This is a genomic window from Rhizobium sp. RAF36 (assembly GCF_052114105.1).
Classification (GTDB): Bacteria; Pseudomonadota; Alphaproteobacteria; order Rhizobiales; family Rhizobiaceae; genus Rhizobium.
The window spans coordinates 99,118-118,021 of the sequence record NZ_JBFREC010000010.1 but is presented as its reverse complement, the minus strand read 5'-3'; the positions used below and the strand labels follow the sequence as shown (position 1 = coordinate 118,021).

The 18,904-nt window shown below is 60.8% G+C and carries 16 protein-coding genes and 1 pseudogene; 11 read left to right on the top strand and 6 right to left on the bottom strand.

Annotated elements, in window-relative coordinates; all coding sequences use genetic code 11:
* Positions 1 to 63 precede the first annotated feature (63 nt).
* Entirely contained in the window at positions 64 to 609 is a 546-nt protein-coding gene (locus AB4Z25_RS25985) for a glutathione peroxidase (protein ID WP_112537070.1), read from the top strand.
* Here the strand turns inward: AB4Z25_RS25985 and AB4Z25_RS25980 are convergent, their stop codons facing one another.
* On the bottom strand, positions 610 to 1,443 hold the full coding sequence (locus tag AB4Z25_RS25980; protein ID WP_112537069.1) for an AraC family transcriptional regulator: 834 nt from the start codon (positions 1,441 to 1,443) through the stop codon (positions 610 to 612).
* 93 nt (positions 1,444 to 1,536) lie between these two features.
* Between AB4Z25_RS25980 and AB4Z25_RS25975 the strand changes: the two genes are divergently transcribed.
* Positions 1,537 to 2,460, top strand: coding sequence for a phytanoyl-CoA dioxygenase family protein (locus AB4Z25_RS25975; RefSeq protein WP_112537068.1), 924 nt, complete (start codon positions 1,537 to 1,539; stop codon positions 2,458 to 2,460).
* Between the two features lie 33 nt (positions 2,461 to 2,493).
* Here AB4Z25_RS25975 and AB4Z25_RS25970 read toward each other — a convergent pair whose 3' ends face one another.
* On the bottom strand, positions 2,494 to 3,243 hold the full coding sequence (locus AB4Z25_RS25970) for a TerC family protein (RefSeq protein WP_112537067.1): 750 nt from the start codon (positions 3,241 to 3,243) through the stop codon (positions 2,494 to 2,496).
* Between the two features lie 158 nt (positions 3,244 to 3,401).
* Positions 3,402 to 4,079 (bottom strand): TetR/AcrR family transcriptional regulator, encoded by a 678-nt coding sequence (locus tag AB4Z25_RS25965; protein WP_112537066.1) that lies wholly within the window; start codon positions 4,077 to 4,079, stop codon positions 3,402 to 3,404.
* A gap of 155 nt (positions 4,080 to 4,234) precedes the next feature.
* On the opposite strand from AB4Z25_RS25965, the gene AB4Z25_RS25960 reads away from it, so the two are divergent.
* From AB4Z25_RS25960 to xylA, 7 genes and pseudogenes are all read left to right on the top strand, one after another.
* Complete coding sequence (locus AB4Z25_RS25960) at positions 4,235 to 5,455, top strand: HlyD family efflux transporter periplasmic adaptor subunit (RefSeq protein ID WP_112537065.1); 1,221 nt, start codon at positions 4,235 to 4,237, stop codon at positions 5,453 to 5,455.
* A gap of 22 nt (positions 5,456 to 5,477) precedes the next feature.
* Positions 5,478 to 7,067, top strand: coding sequence for a DHA2 family efflux MFS transporter permease subunit (locus AB4Z25_RS25955; protein WP_112537064.1), 1,590 nt, complete (start codon positions 5,478 to 5,480; stop codon positions 7,065 to 7,067).
* 91 nt (positions 7,068 to 7,158) lie between these two features.
* A complete protein-coding gene (locus AB4Z25_RS25950; protein ID WP_112537063.1) occupies positions 7,159 to 8,151 on the top strand; it encodes an alpha/beta fold hydrolase in 993 nt (330 codons plus the stop codon).
* A 100-nt stretch (positions 8,152 to 8,251) separates the two neighbouring features.
* Positions 8,252 to 9,277: a LacI family DNA-binding transcriptional regulator gene (locus tag AB4Z25_RS25945; RefSeq protein WP_112537062.1), complete on the top strand. Its 1,026-nt coding sequence runs from the start codon at positions 8,252 to 8,254 to the stop codon at positions 9,275 to 9,277.
* A gap of 18 nt (positions 9,278 to 9,295) precedes the next feature.
* Positions 9,296 to 10,750, top strand: coding sequence for a xylulokinase (xylB, locus tag AB4Z25_RS25940; protein ID WP_112537061.1), 1,455 nt, complete (start codon positions 9,296 to 9,298; stop codon positions 10,748 to 10,750).
* Positions 10,746 to 10,859 (top strand): annotated as a pseudogene (locus AB4Z25_RS25935) (endonuclease domain-containing protein); the annotation flags it as partial. The gene xylB and the pseudogene AB4Z25_RS25935, both read left to right, overlap by 5 nt.
* Before the next feature lie 74 nt (positions 10,860 to 10,933).
* A complete protein-coding gene (gene xylA / locus AB4Z25_RS25930; protein ID WP_112516837.1) occupies positions 10,934 to 12,244 on the top strand; it encodes a xylose isomerase in 1,311 nt (436 codons plus the stop codon).
* A 75-nt stretch (positions 12,245 to 12,319) separates the two neighbouring features.
* Here xylA and AB4Z25_RS25925 read toward each other — a convergent pair whose 3' ends face one another.
* The 3 genes from AB4Z25_RS25925 to AB4Z25_RS25915 all read right to left on the bottom strand — a co-directional run bounded on the left by AB4Z25_RS25925 (position 12,320) and on the right by AB4Z25_RS25915 (position 16,066).
* Positions 12,320 to 12,703: a response regulator gene (locus tag AB4Z25_RS25925; protein WP_112516836.1), complete on the bottom strand. Its 384-nt coding sequence runs from the start codon at positions 12,701 to 12,703 to the stop codon at positions 12,320 to 12,322.
* Between the two features lie 3 nt (positions 12,704 to 12,706).
* Positions 12,707 to 14,713, bottom strand: a complete 2,007-nt coding sequence (locus AB4Z25_RS25920; protein ID WP_442210031.1) for a GAF domain-containing protein — start codon at positions 14,711 to 14,713, stop codon at positions 12,707 to 12,709.
* A gap of 321 nt (positions 14,714 to 15,034) precedes the next feature.
* Positions 15,035 to 16,066: a LacI family DNA-binding transcriptional regulator gene (locus AB4Z25_RS25915; protein WP_112537057.1), complete on the bottom strand. Its 1,032-nt coding sequence runs from the start codon at positions 16,064 to 16,066 to the stop codon at positions 15,035 to 15,037.
* A gap of 165 nt (positions 16,067 to 16,231) precedes the next feature.
* On the opposite strand from AB4Z25_RS25915, the gene AB4Z25_RS25910 reads away from it, so the two are divergent.
* Both AB4Z25_RS25910 and AB4Z25_RS25905 read left to right on the top strand, forming a co-directional pair.
* Positions 16,232 to 17,755 (top strand): sugar ABC transporter ATP-binding protein, encoded by a 1,524-nt coding sequence (locus AB4Z25_RS25910; protein WP_112537056.1) that lies wholly within the window; start codon positions 16,232 to 16,234, stop codon positions 17,753 to 17,755.
* 80 nt (positions 17,756 to 17,835) lie between these two features.
* Positions 17,836 to 18,840 carry an ABC transporter permease gene (locus AB4Z25_RS25905; protein WP_112385617.1) on the top strand — a complete coding sequence of 335 codons (1,005 nt, stop codon included), beginning with the start codon at positions 17,836 to 17,838 and terminating at the stop codon, positions 18,838 to 18,840.
* Positions 18,841 to 18,904: the final 64 nt, after the last annotated feature.

Here is an 18,904-nt window from a genome sequence, read left to right as displayed (position 1 = left end):
TTGAAGGCTGGACAAAGCGCGGCACGGGTATAGCTTCACCGCCCGACGTGAATGGAGACTGATATGACCGAGATCCTTGACATCGCCGTAAAGCTCGCAGATGGCCGCGAGACAAGCCTCAACGAACATCGCGGCAAGGTTATGCTCGTCGTCAATGTTGCCTCGAAATGCGGGCTGACGGCGCAGTATGAAGGTCTGGAAAAGCTTTACGAGGACAAGCGTGAGCGCGGCTTCGTCATTGCAGCCTTCCCGGCCAACAATTTCAAGGGTCAGGAGCCGGGGACCGATGCCGAGATCGTCGAGTTCTGCCAGCTGACCTATGACGTGAAATTCCCGATCTATTCGAAGATCTCCGTCAAGGGCGATGACAAGCACCCGCTCTACCGTCAGCTGACCGCCGCACCTCTGCCAACCACCGGCGAAGGGCCGATGCGCGAGCGGCTGCGCGATCGCGGTCTTGCCGATGATGACGGCAAGGAAATCCTCTGGAACTTCGAGAAGTTCCTGATCGGCCGCGATGGCAAGATCGTTGCGCGTTTTGCGCCCGATGTGACCCCCGACGATCAGCGGCTGGTGACGGCGATCGACAAGGAATTGTCCAAGGCCTGATTACTGCCTGCGAAAGCGGCTGCGGAAAGCGGTCGGCGCCATGCCCTCGCGGTTCTGGAAGAGCCGCGAGAAATAGAAGGCGTCACCGATGCCGATCTCCCGCGCGATCGCTTCGATCGGGAGATCGGACGTGGTCAGCAATTGCTTGGCATGGTCGATCCGCAGCCGGAGCTGGAATGCTTTCGGCGAAAGTCCGGTTGCCGCCATGAAGCGGCGGCGGAACGTTGCCGGTGACATCGCGAATTCGGCGGCGAATTTCTGCATGTCGAGCTCCTCGAAGGCGCGCCCGGAAAGGGCGGAAACGGCTGCCTCGATCCTGGCGCCATTCACAGTGTCGTTTGCGGCTGCATCCACCTGCCTTGCGGCCTGGATGACGATGCGGTGAAGCGTGGCGGCGGCCGAGCTCAGCGCCAATGTGCTGCCCTCGGTGAAATCCGCGCGGAGCGTCGCAAAGAGCTGCTGCATCTCGTGCAGATTGTTGAGTGCCACATACGGTGCCGTCTCGGAGATCAGACGCTGGCGGATCAGGCTCGAAGCGAAAGAGCCTTCGAACAGCGCCCATTGCTCCTCCCAGCTTTCGCCCTCGGCGGGGCCGTAGGAATGCCGGCTGCCCGGCGTCAGCCAGAAAAGCGCCGGCGCTTCGATTGCGAGCCTGCCTGCCTGTTCGGTTTCCAGCGTGCCGTGCCCCGACTCGACAAGCACCACCGCATGGCAGGGCAGGCGTCGCTCCCGGACGTGCACGGCGATCCGCTGCCGCCCGAAGCCGGTCACCGATAAGGCGGGCGGGTTGATCGATGGTGGCGAGCGGTAGAGCGCGAGCGGCGCAGATTTCATGAGCGAAAAGTCCAGCTGTGAATTCTGTCCATGGCCATCTGCGTTTCATCGTTGCAGCATTGTGGCCTGAATTCGGAGAGGAGGACGATCGAAATGTCAAGTTTGGCCATGAAGACCATGTCTGAGATGCCAGTGCTGAGGGCCGGTGGCAAGGTGCTCTCGACGGCCGGGAACAGGCTTGGCTATCTTGTTCCGACCGATCCGGAAATCGGTATCGCGGCGATCCGCGAGCGCTACGAAGAGCATGGTTATGTCTGGCTGAAGCGCTTTCTCGATCCCGATGCCGTCAACGCGTTTCGCGGCTGGGTGTTCGGGCATCTGGCAGGGGCGGGGTTGATCGAGCCGGGATCGGATCCGCGTCTTGGTCTGGCGGCGGCCGCGGAGAGCGATCCGCAGCAGGCCAACCGCATCCTCATGTCGCTCGTCCGCTCCGTCGCCTATGAAGGTTTTTGCGCCCAGCCGCGCCTTGCGGCTTTCATGGACGAATTCCTGTCCGGCATTTCCTATCTGCATAAGCGCAAGATCATGCGTCACACGCTGCCTGGCAGTTCGACTACGACGCCGGCGCATTACGATCTCGTTTATCTGCGCGGCGGGACAAGCCGCATCGTCACCGCCTGGATTCCGCTCGGCGATGTTCCCGTCGATATGGGCGGGCTCGTCTATCTGGAGGGATCGCATGCGATCGGCAGGCGGATGGAGACGGAGTTTGCCGCCGGGAGTGCCGGGCTTTCGGCTGAAGAGCGCATCAGCGCCTATAATCGCAACATGGCCGAAGGGGGCTGGGTATCGAAAGACCTGTCCGATATGGCCGAGCGCTTCGATACGCGCTGGCTGATCGCCGACTACGAGGCCGGCGATGTGATGCTGCACAGCCCCTACATGATCCATGCCTCGACGGCGAATGAAAGCCCCGAGCGGCTGATCCGTCTGTCGACCGATATCCGCTACCAGAATGTCGATGACGAGATCGATGCGCGCTGGGGCAATCACTGGAGCCTGGGAGACATGCTCTAGGCGCGGCCGGGGCCGCGCCCGTTGCCGAGCTAGCTAGTGGCTCTCGCCCTTCTTTCGTTTTCGGGCATTTCTCGCAAACATGTTCAGCACCTCGACCAGCGCCGAGAAGGCCATGGCGGCGTAGACGTAGCCCTTCGGAACATGGAAGCCCATGCCTTCGGCGATCAGCGTCGTGCCGATCATCATCAGGAAGGCAAGCGCCAGCATGACGATGGTCGGGTTCTTCTCGATGAAGTTTGCGAGCGGCGTTGCGGCAACCAGCATGACGGTGACGGCGGCCAGAACGGCGATGACCATGATCGGCAGATGCGGCGTCATGCCGACGGCGGTGATGATGCTATCGACCGAGAAGACGAGGTCGAGGATCAGGATCTGCACGATCGCCGAGCTGAAGGTCGTCGTCGCCGAATTGGCGATGAAGTCCTCGTTGTGATCGGCGGGATCGACGCTGTGGTGAATTTCCTTCGTCGCCTTCCATAGCAGGAAGAGACCACCGGCGATCAGGATCATGTCCTTCCACGAGAAGCCGTGGCCGAAGACCTCGAAGACCGGCGTGGTGAGCTTGACGATCCACGCAACGGTGCCGAGCAGCGCCAGACGCATGATCAGCGCCAGACCGATACCGACCTTGCGGGCCTTTTCACGGTGTTCGGGCGGCAGCTTGTTGGTGAGGATGGAGATGAAGATAAGGTTGTCGATACCCAGAACGACTTCCATGACGACCAGGGTCACCAGCGCCACCCAGGCGGCCGGATCCTGAACCAGGATCATGATATCTTGCATGAATTGTCTTTCCCTTGCGCCACAGACAGCTGACGTCGAAATCTAGAGTGAAGGCGCAGAGATGCAAGCGCCGCAAGGGGTATACGAAAGCGGGACGGTATTTATTCCGTGAGGAATATGAAGAATGACGCAGTTCCGATGTCGCGAGGCACGCTTCGTCAGGCGGGCTCGCTCTGCTTGGCGCCATAAGCGGCCATGAAGACGCGGATAGCACCGTCGATGACACGCTTTCGCTCGGCCTCGGACGGCGGCTCGGGCATGCTGCCGAACAGGCGGAACTTGAAGAAGCTGCCGCTGGCGAGATCGAGGAACTGTCCGGCGGCAAGATCGACGTCATCTATATTGAGCTCACCCGCCTTCACATATCGCGTGAGATAGTCGTGCAAGACCGTGCGCAGATTTTCCGGGCCGTTGAAGAAGCGCTGACACAGCACCGGCATCCGATCTCGAACGCCGAGAACCGTGCGCATGGCGCTAATCACCTTCTCGCTGGTCACGTGAGCAATGAAGCTCAGGCCGAAGTCGTAAAGGCCTTCCTCGATGTTATCATGGTGTTCGAGAGCGACACGCAGCGCGGCCACGAAGGCGGCGCGCTCGGTCTCGATCATTGCCGTGAAGAGCTCTTCCTTATTGGCGAAGTAGACATAGAGAGTGCCTTTCGAGACGCCGGCTTCGCGGGTCACGTCGTTCATGCTCGCCGCGTCGAAGCCCATCTTCATGAAGACGTGCTTGGCGCCCTCGAGGATCTGCGTGCGCTTGGCCGGATCTTCTCCGGCTGCCCAGCGGCCAGTGGCTGCTGATGTTTCGGCGGCTGAAACCTTGGACACTTCTGTCATCTTCTCCTTAACCATTTTTCGCACTTGCGAAGATTCTTTACTAAAATCGAACCGCTCGGTTCGATATGGCTTGATATGGATGTAAAAAGAGCCTATGTCAACTGAACCGAACCGTTCAGTTCGATTAAATCTACTCCATTATCCGGTGTCCGTCTATGTCCACTCAGAAAACCAATGTCGCACGCATTGTTAGCGATTCCGCCGAAGCCGAAGCGGCTAAGCCGGAAACTGCAGCCTCCGCGGACACCCCCACCGCGGAGGCTCGCAGTGCTCCTCAGCAGGCGCCTGCACCGGAAGTGAAGGCTGCCGAGCAGCCGCCGGTCAAGAAGAAGCGCAGTCTCGTTCTGCCGATCGTTGCGCTCGCGCTCTTCGCAGGTGGCGGCTGGTATGGCTACGAATGGTGGACCAACGGCCGCTTCATGGTCTCGACCGATGATGCCTATATCGAAGGCGATATCGCGACCATCTCGCCGAAGGTCACCGGCTATGTTGCCAAGGTCAATGTCGTTGCCAACCAACTGGTCAAGGCCGGTGACGTTCTGGCAACCCTCGACAACGGCGACTATCAGAACGCTCTCGATCAGGCCGAAGCGCAGATCGCCACGGAAAAGCTGTCGCTGAGCCGTATCGATGCACAGGTTGACGGTGCCAAGGCGGCTCTCGCCCAGGCCCAGGCACAGAAGGTATCCCTCGATGCCGCCGTTCGCGGCGCCGAGATCACCCAGAAGCGCCAGAGCGACCTGCAGGCGAAGTCGGTTGGCACCGCTGCCGATCTCGATACCGCCAACATCGCGCTCGATCAGGCCAAGGCAAACCTCGTTGGCGGTGACGCCAATATCAAGTCGGCCGAAGCCAACATCACCATTCTGGAAGCGCAACGCAAGGAAGCCGAAGGTTCTGTCCGGACGCTGGAACTGCAGCGCGACAAGGCCGCCCGCGACCTGTCCTTCACGGTTCTGAAGGCGCCTTATGACGGCGTCGTGGGCAATCGTTCGGTTCAGGAAGGTGATCTTGTCTCGCCCGGTCAGCGCCTGATGGCGCTTGTCCCGACCCGCCAGCTCTATATCGACGCGAACTTCAAGGAAACGCAGATCCAGCATCTGGTTCCGGGTTCGAAGGTCAATGTCCATGTCGACGCTTATGACGATCATGCGATCGTCGGCACCGTCGAGTCGATCTCGCCGGCCTCCGGCTCGGTCTTCTCGCTGCTGCCGCCTGAAAATGCGACGGGCAACTTCACCAAGATCATCCAGCGTGTGCCGGTTCGTATCGCGCTCCCGCAGGATGCACTGGATACCGGCCGTCTGCGTGCAGGCCTGAGCGTCGTTGTCGATGTCGACACGCGCACGGCGCCGGACGCACAGCAGGCAAAGTAATCAGCCAGCCGGAGTAAGGCCAATGGCCGCCACCACCACTGCAGGAACCGTTCCCGGCGTCGGCGCCGAGGAACGGATGGACCCGCGCAAGCTCATCGCATTCTTCGCGATGGTGCTCGGCATGTTCATGTCGATCCTCGACATTCAGATCGTTTCGGCTTCGCTGGCCGAAATCCAGGCCGGCCTTTCCGCCGGCTCGGATGAGATCGGCTGGGTGCAGACCTCGTATCTGATCGCGGAAGTCATCATGATTCCGCTGTCGGGTACGCTCGCCCGCATCGTTTCGACGCGCTACCTCTTCGCCGTTTCGGCGGCGGGCTTCACGCTGTCGAGCGTGCTGTGCGCCACGGCGACGAATATCGACCAGATGATCGTCTACCGTGCGATCCAGGGCTTTATCGGCGGTGGCATGATCCCGTCGGTGTTTGCCGCTGCTTTCACCATCTTCCCGCCGTCGAAGCGCAGCGTCGTCTCGCCGATCATCGGCCTGATCGCCACGCTGGCGCCGACCATCGGCCCGACCGTCGGCGGCTATCTCAGCCATGCCTTCTCCTGGCACTGGCTGTTCCTGGTCAACGTCATCCCCGGCATCATCGTCGCCACCGTTACCTGGAACTTCATCGACTTCGACAAGCCCGAACTGTCGCTCTTCAAGAAATTTGACTGGTGGGGCCTGATCTCGATGGGCGTGTTCTTGGGCGCGCTGGAATACGTTCTCGAAGAGGGCAATTCGAACGACTGGTTCAACGACAATTATATCGTCATCGGTGCCATCGCCTCGGCGATCGCCTGTGTCGTCTTCTTCTACCGAGCATTCACCGTCGATTTTCCAGTGGTCGATCTCAGGGCCTTTGCCAACCGGAACTTTGCCTTCGGCTCGGTCTTCTCATTTGTCATGGGCATCGGTCTCTACGGCCTGACCTATATCTATCCGGTCTATCTCGGGCGCATTCGCGGCTATGACTCGCTGATGATCGGCGAGACGATGTTCGTCTCGGGTCTCGCGATGTTCTTCACTGCGCCGATCGCCGGCAAGCTGTCGACGAAGATGGACTTGCGCCTGATGATGGTCATCGGCTTCGTCAGCTTTGCGGCCGGTACCTATATCATGACCGGCCTGACCGACGACTGGGACTTCTACGAGCTTCTCGTGCCGCAGCTGTTCCGTGGTTTCGGGCTGATGATGTGCATGGTGCCGATCAACAATATCGCGCTCGGCACGATGCCGCCGGCCCGCATGCGCGGTGCCTCCGGTCTCTTCAACCTGACGCGTAACCTCGGCGGCGCCGTGGGTCTCGCGATCATCAACACCGTGCTCACCAACCGCCAGGACGTCCACTACGAGCGTCTGCGTGAAAACATGGACTGGGGTCATCCGGCCGCGATCGACCAGCTGAACAATCTGACTGCCAACTTCAATTCCTACGGGATGGATGGCGCGTCGGTGGCGATCAAGCAGATGGTCGGGCTGGCGACGAAGCAGGCGGTGATCCTGTCGTTCGGCGATATCTTCCTGATGCTGACCGTGCTGTTCCTGGCGATGGTTCTCGGCGTTGCGATGATTGCCAAGCCCGCACCGCAAGGCGGCGGAGGCGGTGGCGGAGGCCACTGACGTCTGAGTTTCAAAATAACGGCCGGCTTGGGAAACCAAAGCCGGCCGTTTTGCGTATAGGGCTGCATATCTCTCCAGCGGATGCCGCCTTATGTTTCAGTCTTCCGCCAGGGCAATTGCCTGGCTCTGCATCATCCTGCCCCTGTTCGCATCCGCGCCTGCCAAGGCTGCTGTCAAGGAAGAGAGAATAGATGTCGGCGGCTACAAGCTGAACAGCGTCTTCATTCCGGCATCCGACAAGCCGTCGCTTCCACCCATCGTCTTCATCCATGGCGCCAGCGCCAATCTCTATGACCCGATGTTTTCCTTCCGCGAAAAGCTGGAGGGCAAGGCGGATCTGCTGTTTGTCGATCGTCCGGGTCATGGCCACTCCGATCGGGGCGGGCCGCAGAATGCCTTCCCGGATGGGCAGGCGGATGCGATTGCGGCGTTGATGAAGAAGCGCGGGATCGGTCGAGCGATCATCGTCAGCCATTCCTTCGGCGGCGCCGTTGCGGCGGCTTTCGCGCTCAACCATCCTGATATGGTTGCCGGTCTCGTGTTCCTGTCGCCTGCCGTCTATCCGTGGCCAGGCGGTATCGCCTGGTATTACGACGCCGCGACGGCGCCGGTGACTGGGCCGCTGTTCAGCGCGCTGGTCGTGCCGCCGGTCGGGCTGGCGATGGTCAACGGTGCGACGAATAGCGTATTTGCGCCGAACAAGCGGCCGCCCGGTTATATTTCCAAGGCGCGAACGCTTCTGGCGCTTCGTCCGGCCGAGTTCTACAACAACGCCACTGATATCGCGAACCTGCTGGAGTGGACGAAGAAGGCTTCGCTGCGCTACCGGCAGATCAAGGCGCCGACGATTATCATCACCGGCGATACCGATAGTGTCGTCTCGCCAACCATCCACTCCGCCCATCTGGCCAAGGATATCAAGGGCGCGCGGCTGATTGTGGTTCATAATCTCGGGCACAAGTCCGATTACGTCGCCCGCGATCTTGCAGTTGCCGCGATCGAAACGCTTGGTGGAAAGCGCCGGGATCTGCGAAAGATCGCCTTGGCGATCGAGGCGCGTATTGCCGCTGACGGCAAGAAATAGTCAATCTTTTCAACGGCCGGTATCTACACTTCCGCTTTGATGAGATTTTCTGATTTACGTACATCAGAATTGGCGATAAAGGGTTTCGTCAGGAGGATTGATGAAGCCTACTGTCCACGATATCGCCGCCCATGCGGGGGTCAGCCTTGCGACTGTCGATCGCGTGCTGAACCAGCGTCCGGGCGTGCGCCACGTGACCCGCGAGAAGGTGGAAAACGCCATTCGCGAGATCGGCTATGTCAGGGATGTGGCGGCGGCCAATCTCGCCAAGGGCCGAACCTACTCTTTCGCCTTCATCCTTCCGGCCTCCGACAATTCCTTCATGCATGGACTGACGGCGGAGATCCGCGACGCGGTCGCCCGTTCGCCGGTGGAGCGCACGCAAATCCGCACGGTCGAGGTTCCGGCGTTCGATCCCGATGCGCTGGTCAAGGCGCTGCAGGCGCTCGGCGCCGAGCGTCCGGCGGGCATTGCGCTGGTGGCGACTGATGCGCCTGAAGTCGTTGCTGCCGTCGATGCGCTGGTGCGCGATGGCATTCCCGTCGTCACCCTCGTTTCCGATCTGACGGGCTCCTTGCGTCACCATTATGCGGGTGTCGACAACATCGCTGCCGGGCGCACGGCGGCTCGCTTGCTTGGCCGCTTCTTGGGCGGCGCGAAGGGCGAGATCGCGGTGCTTGCCGGTTCCATGCTGGTGCGCGACCATCGCGAGCGGCTGGAGGGCTTTGCGGCGCTGATGGCGCAGGAATTCCCGGGTCTTTCAATCCTCCCCGTCATCGAAGGGCGCGACGATCCGGAGATGGCGCATATGCTGGTCTCGGATGCGCTTTCGAAGAACGATCGCATCGTCGGCATCTACAGCCTCGGCGCCGGTAACCGCGGCCTGATCAAGGCTTTGAAGGCCAAGGGCGCGGGGCGGCAGGTGACTGTCGTGGCGCATGAGCTGACGCCGAATACGCGCGCCGCCCTTCTCGACGGAACGATTGACGCAATCTTGAACCAGGATGCCGGACATGAGGTGCGCAGCGCCATCCGTGTTCTGAAGGCAAAGGCGGACGGGCTTTCGCTGATCGATGCGCAGGAACGCATCCGCCTCGACATATTCTTGAAAGACAATCTGCCGTAACGGCAAAGGGAGAATGACATGTATCTGGGTCTCGATCTCGGAACCTCCGGCGTCAAGGCGATGCTGATCGACGGTGATCAGAAGATCATCGGTTCGGCCAATGGCGCTCTCGACATCTCGCGTCCGCATTCCGGCTGGTCGGAGCAGGAGCCGTCGCACTGGATCCGCGCGACCGAAGAGGCGGTGGCCGGTCTGAAGGCCAAGCATCCGAAGGAGCTTGCCGCCGTCAAGGGTATCGGCCTCTCCGGCCAGATGCACGGTGCGACGCTGCTCGATGCCGACGACAAGGTTCTGCGCCCCTGCATTCTCTGGAACGATACCCGCAGCTATCACGAAGCCGCTGCACTCGATGCCGATCCGCGCTTCCGCAAGCTGACCGGCAATATCGTCTTCCCCGGCTTTACCGCGCCCAAGCTCGTCTGGGTCGCCAAGAACGAGCCGGAGATTTTCGCCAAGGTCGCCAAGGTTCTCTTGCCGAAGGATTATCTGCGCCTCTGGCTGACCGGTGAGCACATTTCCGAAATGTCGGATTCCGCCGGTACCTCCTGGCTCGATACCGGCAAGCGCGCCTGGTCGTCCGAACTGCTCGCGGCCACCGGCCTCGATGAAAAGCAGATGCCGTCGCTGGTCGAAGGCACGGAGCAGGCCGGCAAGCTGCGCGGTGAACTGGCTTCCAAGTGGGGCATTGCAGGTACCGTTGTCGTTGCCGGTGGGGCAGGGGACAATGCGGCCTCGGCCTGTGGCATGGGCACGGTCAGCCATGGCGCGGCCTTTGTGTCGCTTGGCACGTCCGGCGTGCTCTTTGCGGCCAACGGCTCCTATCTGCCGAAGCCGGAAAGCGCCGTTCACGCCTTCTGCCACGCGCTTCCCAACACCTGGCATCAGATGGGCGTCATTCTCTCCGCCACCGATGCGCTGAACTGGCATTCGCATGTGACGGGCAAGTCCGCCGCCGATCTGACCGGCGAGCTTGGCGACACGCTGAAGGCGCCGTCGGGTGTTACCTTCCTTCCCTATCTCTCCGGCGAGCGCACGCCGCACAACGATGCGGTCATCCGCGGCGCCTTCATCGGCCTCGAGCATGAAAGCAGCCGTGCTGTTCTCACCCAGGCCGTGCTTGAAGGCGTCTCCTTCGCGATCCGCGACAATCTGGAAGCCCTGCGCTCGGCAGGCACCGATATCGCCCGCGTCACGGCGATCGGCGGCGGCTCGCGTTCGCGTTATTGGCTGGCGTCCATCGCGACGGCGCTCGGCGTGCCAGTCGATCTGCCTGCCGATGGCGATTTCGGCGCGGCCTTCGGTGCTGCGCGTCTCGGTCTGATTGCGGCGACAGGGGCAGACCCGGTTGCCGTCTGCACGCCGCCGGAGACGGATGGCACGATCGAGCCCGACACGGCGCTGACGGGCGCCTACGAGGAGGCCTACAAGCGCTACCGCGCGCTTTATCCGGCCATCAAGTCGCTGGCGCATTGAGAGCTTAGAGCCGGCGGCCCCCTCATCCGCCTGCCGGCACCTTCTCCCCGCTGGGGAGAAGGGACACGCAATGGCCGCCTCAGTTCCCTTCTCCCCTCGGGGAGAAGGTGGCCCCAAAGGGGTCGGATGAGGGGGCCGCACGAAACAACAGACAAGACTGAAACAACCCAAGGAGGATCAAAAATGAGCACCGGATTTTTCGGCGATATCCAGAAGATCAAGTATGAAGGCCCCGACAGCACCAATCCGCTGGCCTTCCGTTACTACCAGCCGGACGAAATCGTTCTCGGCAAGCGGATGGAAGACCATCTGCGCTTCGCCGTTGCCTATTGGCACACCTTCACCTGGCCGGGCGGCGACCCCTTCGGTGGTCAGACCTTCCTGCGTCCGTGGTTCGAAGACACGATGAAGGCTGCGAAGCTGAAGGCTGATGTTGCCTTCGAATTCTTCCAGCTGCTCGGCGCCCCCTATTACTGCTTCCACGACGCCGATGTACGCCCGGAAGGCAATAACTTTGCCGAGAACACCAAGAACCTCAACGAGATCGTCGACTACTTCGCCGAAAAGCAGGCTGCAACCGGCACCAAGCTGCTCTGGGGCACGGCGAACCTCTTCTCGAACCGCCGCTACATGTCGGGTGCTGCGACCAACCCGGATCCCGAAGTCTTCGGCTTTGCCGCTGCAACGGTGAAGACCTGCCTCGACGCGACGCAGAAGCTCGGCGGCGAGAACTACGTTCTCTGGGGCGGCCGCGAAGGCTATGAGACGCTTCTCAACACCGACCTGAAGCGCGAGCTCGACCAGATGGGCCGCTTCCTCAACCTCGTGGTCGAGTACAAGCACAAGATCGGCTTCAAGGGCACGATCCTGATCGAGCCGAAACCGCAGGAGCCGACCAAGCATCAGTACGACTACGACGTCGCGACGGTTTACGGCTTCCTGAAGAAGCACGGCCTCGAGAACGAAGTGAAGCTCAACATCGAGCAGGGTCACGCGATCCTTGCCGGCCATTCCTTCGAGCACGAGCTGGCGCTGGCCAACGCGCTCGGCATCTTCGGCTCGATCGACATGAACCGTAACGACTACCAGTCCGGCTGGGATACCGACCAGTTCCCGAACAACGTTCCGGAAATGGCGCTTGCCTACTACCAGGTTCTGCAGGCCGGCGGCTTCACCACCGGCGGTACGAACTTCGACGCCAAGCTGCGCCGCCAGTCGCTCGATCCGGCAGACCTGCTGATCGGTCATATCGGCGGCATGGATTGCTGCGCCCGTGGCCTCAAGGCTGCTGCCAAGATGGTCGAGGAAAAGGCTCTGTCCAAACCGCTCGCCGACCGTTATGCCGGCTGGGATTCGGCCGAAGGGCAGAAGCTTTTCCGCGGCGAATACTCGCTGGAAGAGATCACCGGCTGGGTCGAGAGCAAGGACATCAACCCGCAGCCGCGTTCCGGCAAGCAGGAACTGCTCGAGAACGTCGTCAACCGTTACGTTTGATTGCGCCGCTCGTTTAAACAGAAAGCCGGGAAGCGAAGGCTTCCCGGCTTTTTTCATGAGACAACAACAGACCTATCAGTGCGGCGCGCCGAACTCGACCAGTTTCTGAGTGACCCGGCGGGTATCGTAAGGCTTCGGAAAGAATACGCCGCGCACCGGAAGGACCACTTCCTCTTCGCGGATATGGCCAGAGGTGATGATGATTTCGATCGGCGGCCAGCGGTCGCGGATCGCGGCTGCCAACATCATTCCGTCGATGCTTCCCGGCATGTCGATATCGGTGAAAACGATGCGGATATCGCTGCGTGCTTCCAGAATGCGCACCGCTTCCTCTGCATCGGCGGCGCCGATCGCCTCGAAACCGGCGTCTTCAACAAGGTCGATGGCCATCATCCGCTGCAGCGGCTCATCTTCGACAACGAGAACGTGTAGTCTCGTGCCTGTGTGATCATCTCCCATAACTCAGTCGCTCCTTTGCATTTGCGAGAGCGACGCGGACATTTTGACCGAGTAGCCATCCGGGCTGTAACTGGTTTCCGTCCCGCCGGACCCTATGAGGCCCATTTTTATAAGCTTGGAACCGAAGCCCTTTTTGGTTGGTTCGAAGGCGGTCGGGCCGCCTTCTTCACGCCACGATAGGTGGAATGTAGCCTGTTCACCTCGACCTTCAATGGTCCAGTGCACATAAGCTGCGCCGCTTTCGGCCGAAAGAGAGCCGTATTTGACAGCGTTGGTGGCAAGCTCGTGCAGAAGCAGGGAAATCGATAGCGAGCCCTTGGGGCCAACAGAGGTTTTCGGCCCGGCGATCGTGACACGATCGATGACGCCCAGCGATTCGATTGCCTTGACGACGAGGTCGTGGACATTGGCGCTCAGCCAGTTGTCCTGCAGCAGTATGTCGTGGGCGCGGCTCAGAGCATGCAGGCGGCGCTCGAAATTCTCGACATGCTCCCGCTCGGCCACTGGCTTGAGGGTCTGGGTGGCAATGGCCTGGATCATCGCGAAGGTGTTCTTCAGGCGGTGATTGATCTCGCGATTGAGAATATCCTGCTCGGCATCGGCCCTGACGCGGGCAATGGCGAGCTGAATGCGATCGCCGAAGCTGCGCACGAAGGCGAGCTCCTCGTTCGACCAGTCGTAGGGGTGGTTGTGATGGACGAAAACCACCAGGCTGAAATGTCCGTGGTCGAAGATCGGCACATTGACCAGGACCCGGATATCCAGATCCAGAAGTGCTCTGGCGTGATCGCTGGTTCGGGGATCCAAGCTGACATCCTCGATGATCACGGTGTCGCCAAGTTTCAGATCGTCGATGAAATTTCCATAGTCGCGGAAACTATGGATGCCTGCAAGCGAGGCGATGCCGGGCGCCTGCCATTCCGGCTGCACCGACACTGTCTCATTACCGGCATCGACCAGACCGAAGCCTGCTCGCGTGGCATCCAGCGCCTTGGCCATAAGATCAGCCGCGGCGATTGCCATCGATTCGATATCGTCAAGATTTCTCAGCCGGTCGCCGAGATCGAGCAGGGCCTGCGCGCGGGCGCTGGCGCGCTTCTCGGCGGTAACGTCCTGGACAGTTCCGCGAAGAGCAATCGGTTTGCCGTCAGCGTCGGTCGTGAAGGCGGCATGCCGGGATATCCAGCGCACGCTTCGATGCTTGGTGCTGATACGATACTCCACATCCAGCAGCGCCGTGCCGTCCATCCGGGTCGAGGCACTCGTCTTGACGGACTGGTCGTCGGGAATCACCATGTCTTCGAATGTCGAAGCCGGATAGCTTTCGGCGATCGGCACGTCGAAGATCCTGCAGAATTCAGGTGACACGCGCATCTGGCTGGTGGCGATATCGAGATCGAACGTTCCGATACGGCCGGCTTCCTGCGCCGCCATGTTCTTGTTCACGGATGAGCGCATCGCCGAGCTGATGCTTTTCTGGCGGCGGAAGAGTTCGTCCTTGCGGCTCGAAATGCGTCGGGCCTCCAGCAGCGCCACCACCTGCCGGGAGAGTGCCTGGAGGATCTTCAGCTGATCCGGGGCCAAGCCTTCAGGGCGTGGAACCGTGTCGATGACGCAGAGCGTGCCGATGATCGTACCGTCAGCGGTCACCAGCGGCGCTCCGGCGTAGAAACGAATACCGGGCGGTGCTGTCACCAGCACGTTGTCTCTGGTTCGCTCGTCTTTCGTCAGATCGGGGATAATGAGCGGCTGGGGACTCGATAGCGCATGAGCGCAGACGGATTGGTCGATCGGCGTCTCGCAGCTCTCAAGTCCGACTGCGGCCTTGAACCATTGCCGATCGACCTCGACGAGGCTGATCAGCGCTACGGGCGTATGGCAAACCGAGGAGGCGACGAAGACGATGTCGTCGAATTCCGGTTCCGGAGCCGTGTCGAGAATGTCGAAGGCTTCAAGCGCATCAAGTCGCTTCTGATTTTCGGCATGGTGTCGATCGGGTATCGGCGGCACAGAATTCCCAGGTCCTATGTGGCTGTTTCAATTCTTGAATGTAGGCGAGTGGCGGAATTTTCTAGCGGAAACATCAGAGAGTCCAAAAAAGATCTTCGGCCTCGACAGATTGCTATTCAATGGAAGTGAGCCGGAACGAGCGCCCGGCATTGAGGACAACGAATGCCTGACCGGCTTTCGCATTTTGATTGGACGCCAGCCGCTGGGTGCAAACCACAATATCGACTGATGCAGCCAGCGTCCGGGTCAACAAACGGTTGAACCTCGCAATTGTTCCCGCGACTTTCCCGATTTCCGGACTATGGCGGCAATTCTGCGCGATTATCGTCTCTGCCAGTTCTTCGGCGGCGATGAGACGGAGTTGCGCACGACGAGATCCGGGCGCAGCAGGATTTCCGTCTCGGAGGGCTGGCCGTCGCCGAGGAGTTCGAGCAGCAGCGCCATCGCCTGCTTGCCGATTGCCGTTCGCGGCTGGCGGATGGTGGTCAGCGACGGGCTCATGAACACGGCCTGTGGCACGTCGTCGAAACCGGTGACCGAGAAGTCGCGCGGGATATCGTAGCCGCGCGCATTGAGGCCGATCATCACGCCGATCGCTGTCTGGTCGTTGACGCACATGAAGGCCGTCGGCAGCGTGTCGCGCATGAAAAGCTGTTCGACGGCATGCCGGCCGCTTTCGATCGTGCCGTCGCCTTCGAGAACGATGCGCGTTTCCTTCGGCACGCCTGCAGCGTCCAACCCTACTTCATAGCCCTCGCGTCGGCGGGTGTAAGCGAGGCGGGTGCGGGAATCGCCGATGAAGGCGATCTTGCGGTGGCCCTCGGCCAGCAGGAGATCGACGGCCTTGCGCGCACCTTCTGTGTCATCGACGCCGACATAGGGAATGCCGCCATTGAAGACAGGTTCGAAGACGCCGACGCTCGGCGGCAGCCGGGCGGTCATCGTCTGGTGACCGAAGGGCAGGATGCCGGTGAACAGGATGAGACCTGCCGCCTGGTTCGAATTGAAGAACTTCAGATATTCGAGGCCGCGCTGGGCGTCGTTCTGCGTATGGCCGATCAGCACCCCGTAGCCATGGGCACGCGCCTCGTTTTCAAGGCCGACGAGAATGTTGGAGAAATTCGGGTCGCCAATATCGGGCGCCACCACCAGAATCATGTTCGACCGGCCGAGGCGCAGGCTGCGCGCCATCGCATTCGTCGTGTAGCCGGTGATGGCGATTGCCTGGTTGACCTTCAGGCGCGTCGAGTTCGCAACCTTCTCAGGCATATGGATCGCGCGCGATACGGTCGCGATGGAAACCTCGGCAATCCGGGCGACGTCTTCGATCGTTGCGGGCGTGGAATTCGACACTGGGGGCTCGCCATAGGCTGTCTTCGCCGCGACACTACACAGACTTGCCGACAGGTCAAAGGCAGCCAGTCACAGATCTGTGTAAATCAATGATGTAAACCTTTACATCCCATATGTAAAGGTTTACATCATTCTCAAGCGGTGGGGAGCCGCAGGGAGGAAATGATGGTTGTGGAGCCTGCAGAGGCTGCGCCTTTGGTGCTGTCCGCGAAGCGAATTTGCAAATCCTTCAATGGGGTACAGGTTCTCTTCAGCGTCAATTTCGATCTGCGCGCCGGCGAAGTCCATGCGCTGATGGGCGAGAACGGTGCGGGCAAGTCCACCCTCGTCAAGGTCCTTTCCGGTTTCGAGCAGCCGACATCAGGCGAGATCCTTCTCGACGGTCAGCCGATCGTTCTGCCGCCCAATGGCGGCGCCGAAGCGCTCGGCATTGTCATCATCCACCAGGAATTCAATCTTGCCGACCATCTGACGGTCACCGAAAGCCTGTTTCTCGGCCGTGAAGTGACGCATTTCGGTGTGCTTGACCGGCGCTACATGCGCAAGGAAACGCGCCGCGTGCTCGATATGCTCGGCTCGCATGTCGATGAAGATGCGCTGATCAGCGCGCTGTCAATCGCCGACAAGCAAATGGTCGAGATCGCCAAGGCGATCAGCCGCGATGCGCGCGTGGTGTTCATGGACGAGCCGACTGCGGTTCTGTCGCGCGAAGAAACCAACATTCTCTTCGAGCAGGTCCGCAAGCTGCGAGACAAGGGGACAAGCTTCGTATTCGTCTCGCACAAGCTCGATGAAGTCATGGAATTGACCGACCGGGTGACGGTTCTGCGTGACGGGCAGTGGGTCAAGACGGCGCCGACCTCCATTCTCGATGGGGAATCCATTGCGCAGCTGATGGTCGGCCGTGAGCTTTCCAGTCTCTACCCGGCCAAGGTCGAGCCCAATGTCGATGAAGAAGTGGTGCTGAGCGTCAGCGGCGTTTCGACCGGCTATGTGCAGGATGCCAGCTTCGAGGTCCGCAAGGGTGAAGTCATCGGCTTCTCAGGCCTGATCGGCTCCGGGCGGACCGAGTTAATGGAGGCGATCGCCGGACTGCGTTCGCGCGTTTCCGGCGATGTCGTGATCAAGGGGCAAGAGGTTGCGTCTGGCGACGTGCATGCCGCCAATCGCGCCGGTCTCGCCTATATGACCAAGGACCGCAAGTCGAAGGGTCTGCTGCTGCGCTCCAACATGGTGACGAACCTGACGCTGCAGTCGCTTGGACAGCATGTGGCTCACGGTTATCTCAGTCCCAATAGCGAGGCTGCGGCGCTGGCCAAGGCAAAGCGCCGCTTCGATATCCGCGTGCGCGACGCCAATATCGTTGCCGGCCGCATGTCGGGTGGCAACCAGCAGAAGCTGCTGCTCGCCAAGGTGATGGAGACCGAGCCCGACATCATCATCATCGACGAGCCGACGCGCGGCATCGATGTCGGCACCAAGCAGCAGATTTATCATTTCATTTCGGCGCTCGCCCGCGATGGCCGGTCGATCATCGTCGTGTCGTCGGAAATGCCGGAGGTTATCGGTCTCTGCACCCGGGTCTGTGTGATGCGCGAGGGGCGTATCGTCGGTGTGCTGGAGGGCGACGAAATCTCCGAACAGGAAATCATGCGCTATGCCGCGGGCCTGAAGAGGAAGGCCGCCTGACAATTCGGCAGGCGCCGCTTCGGCACGCGTTTCAACGATAAGATGCCCACAGGGTTTGGGTCGGGAGGTTGGTTTTGACAATGAGCATCAACGAGGAGACCAGAGAGATCCGGCGCCGCTCCTGGCGGGACGTCGATCTGCGCGCCGTGGCACCGTTCGCCGCGCTGTTCCTGCTTTTGATCGTCGGCGCCCTGGTCAATCCGAATTTCATCGGCATCACCAATCTTGCCAACGTCGCGACGCGCTGTGCGTTCATCGCCATCATCGCTGTCGGTGCCACCTTCGTCATTTCCGCTGGTGACCTCGATCTGTCCGTCGGCTCGATGGTGGCCTTCGTAGCCAGCTTGATGATCCTTCTGCTCAACTCTGGCGTCATTGCCGATCCGACGATGATGCTTGTCGTCGCTGTCGTGTTCGCTGTCGTTGCGGGCGCGCTGTGTGGCTTGGCAAACGGTCTGATCACCACAATGGGCAAGATCGAGCCGTTCATCGCGACGCTCGGCACGATGGGCATCTATCGCGGCCTGACGACGTGGCTGTCGCAGGGCGGCGCCATCACGCTACGTTCGCCTGAAATCCAGACGCTCTACCGTCCGGCTTATTTCGGCAGCTTCCTCGGCGTGCCGGTTCCGATCGTCGTCATTCTGGCGGTCACTGCCGTTGCCGCCTTCATTCTTTACCGCACGCGCTATGGCCGCCATGTCGTCGCCGTCGGTTCGAACAGCGATGTCGCCCGCTACTCGGGCATTGCGGTCAACAAGGTGCGCACCATTGCCTTCGTCATCCAGGGGCTCTGCGTGGCGATCGCCGTTCTTCTTTACGTGCCACGTCTCGGTTCGACCTCGGCCACCACCGGCATCCTCTGGGAGCTGCAGGCAATCACGGCTGTCGTCGTCGGCGGCACGGCGCTCAAGGGTGGGGCGGGGCGTGTCTGGGGCACGATTTGCGGCGCCTTCATCCTCGAGCTCGTCGGCAACATCATGCTGCTGTCGAACTTCATCAGCGAATATCTCATCGGTGCGATCCAAGGTGCGATCATCATCATCGCCATGCTGGTGCAGCGCTCGCTGGTCCGGAAGGGATAACGGACCGCAAAAGCATTGGCCGGGCTCACAGGGCGTCCGGTTTACGGGTAGGAAAGTCCCTGAA

Excerpts from the sequence above, each read along its gene's own strand:
- AB4Z25_RS25985 (WP_112537070.1), top strand. The coding sequence starts at position 64 with ATGACCGAGATCCTTGACATCGCCGTAAAGCTCGCAGATGGCCGCGAG.
- AB4Z25_RS25980 (WP_112537069.1), bottom strand. The coding sequence starts at position 1,443 with ATGAAATCTGCGCCGCTCGCGCTCTACCGCTCGCCACCATCGATCAAC.
- AB4Z25_RS25975 (WP_112537068.1), top strand. The coding sequence starts at position 1,537 with ATGTCAAGTTTGGCCATGAAGACCATGTCTGAGATGCCAGTGCTGAGG.
- AB4Z25_RS25970 (WP_112537067.1), bottom strand. The coding sequence starts at position 3,243 with ATGCAAGATATCATGATCCTGGTTCAGGATCCGGCCGCCTGGGTGGCG.
- AB4Z25_RS25965 (WP_112537066.1), bottom strand. The coding sequence starts at position 4,079 with ATGACAGAAGTGTCCAAGGTTTCAGCCGCCGAAACATCAGCAGCCACT.
- AB4Z25_RS25960 (WP_112537065.1), top strand. The coding sequence starts at position 4,235 with ATGTCCACTCAGAAAACCAATGTCGCACGCATTGTTAGCGATTCCGCC.
- AB4Z25_RS25955 (WP_112537064.1), top strand. The coding sequence starts at position 5,478 with ATGGCCGCCACCACCACTGCAGGAACCGTTCCCGGCGTCGGCGCCGAG.
- AB4Z25_RS25950 (WP_112537063.1), top strand. The coding sequence starts at position 7,159 with ATGTTTCAGTCTTCCGCCAGGGCAATTGCCTGGCTCTGCATCATCCTG.
- AB4Z25_RS25945 (WP_112537062.1), top strand. The coding sequence starts at position 8,252 with ATGAAGCCTACTGTCCACGATATCGCCGCCCATGCGGGGGTCAGCCTT.
- xylB (WP_112537061.1), top strand. The coding sequence starts at position 9,296 with ATGTATCTGGGTCTCGATCTCGGAACCTCCGGCGTCAAGGCGATGCTG.
- xylA (WP_112516837.1), top strand. The coding sequence starts at position 10,934 with ATGAGCACCGGATTTTTCGGCGATATCCAGAAGATCAAGTATGAAGGC.
- AB4Z25_RS25925 (WP_112516836.1), bottom strand. The coding sequence starts at position 12,703 with ATGGGAGATGATCACACAGGCACGAGACTACACGTTCTCGTTGTCGAA.
- AB4Z25_RS25910 (WP_112537056.1), top strand. The coding sequence starts at position 16,232 with ATGGTTGTGGAGCCTGCAGAGGCTGCGCCTTTGGTGCTGTCCGCGAAG.
- AB4Z25_RS25905 (WP_112385617.1), top strand. The coding sequence starts at position 17,836 with ATGAGCATCAACGAGGAGACCAGAGAGATCCGGCGCCGCTCCTGGCGG.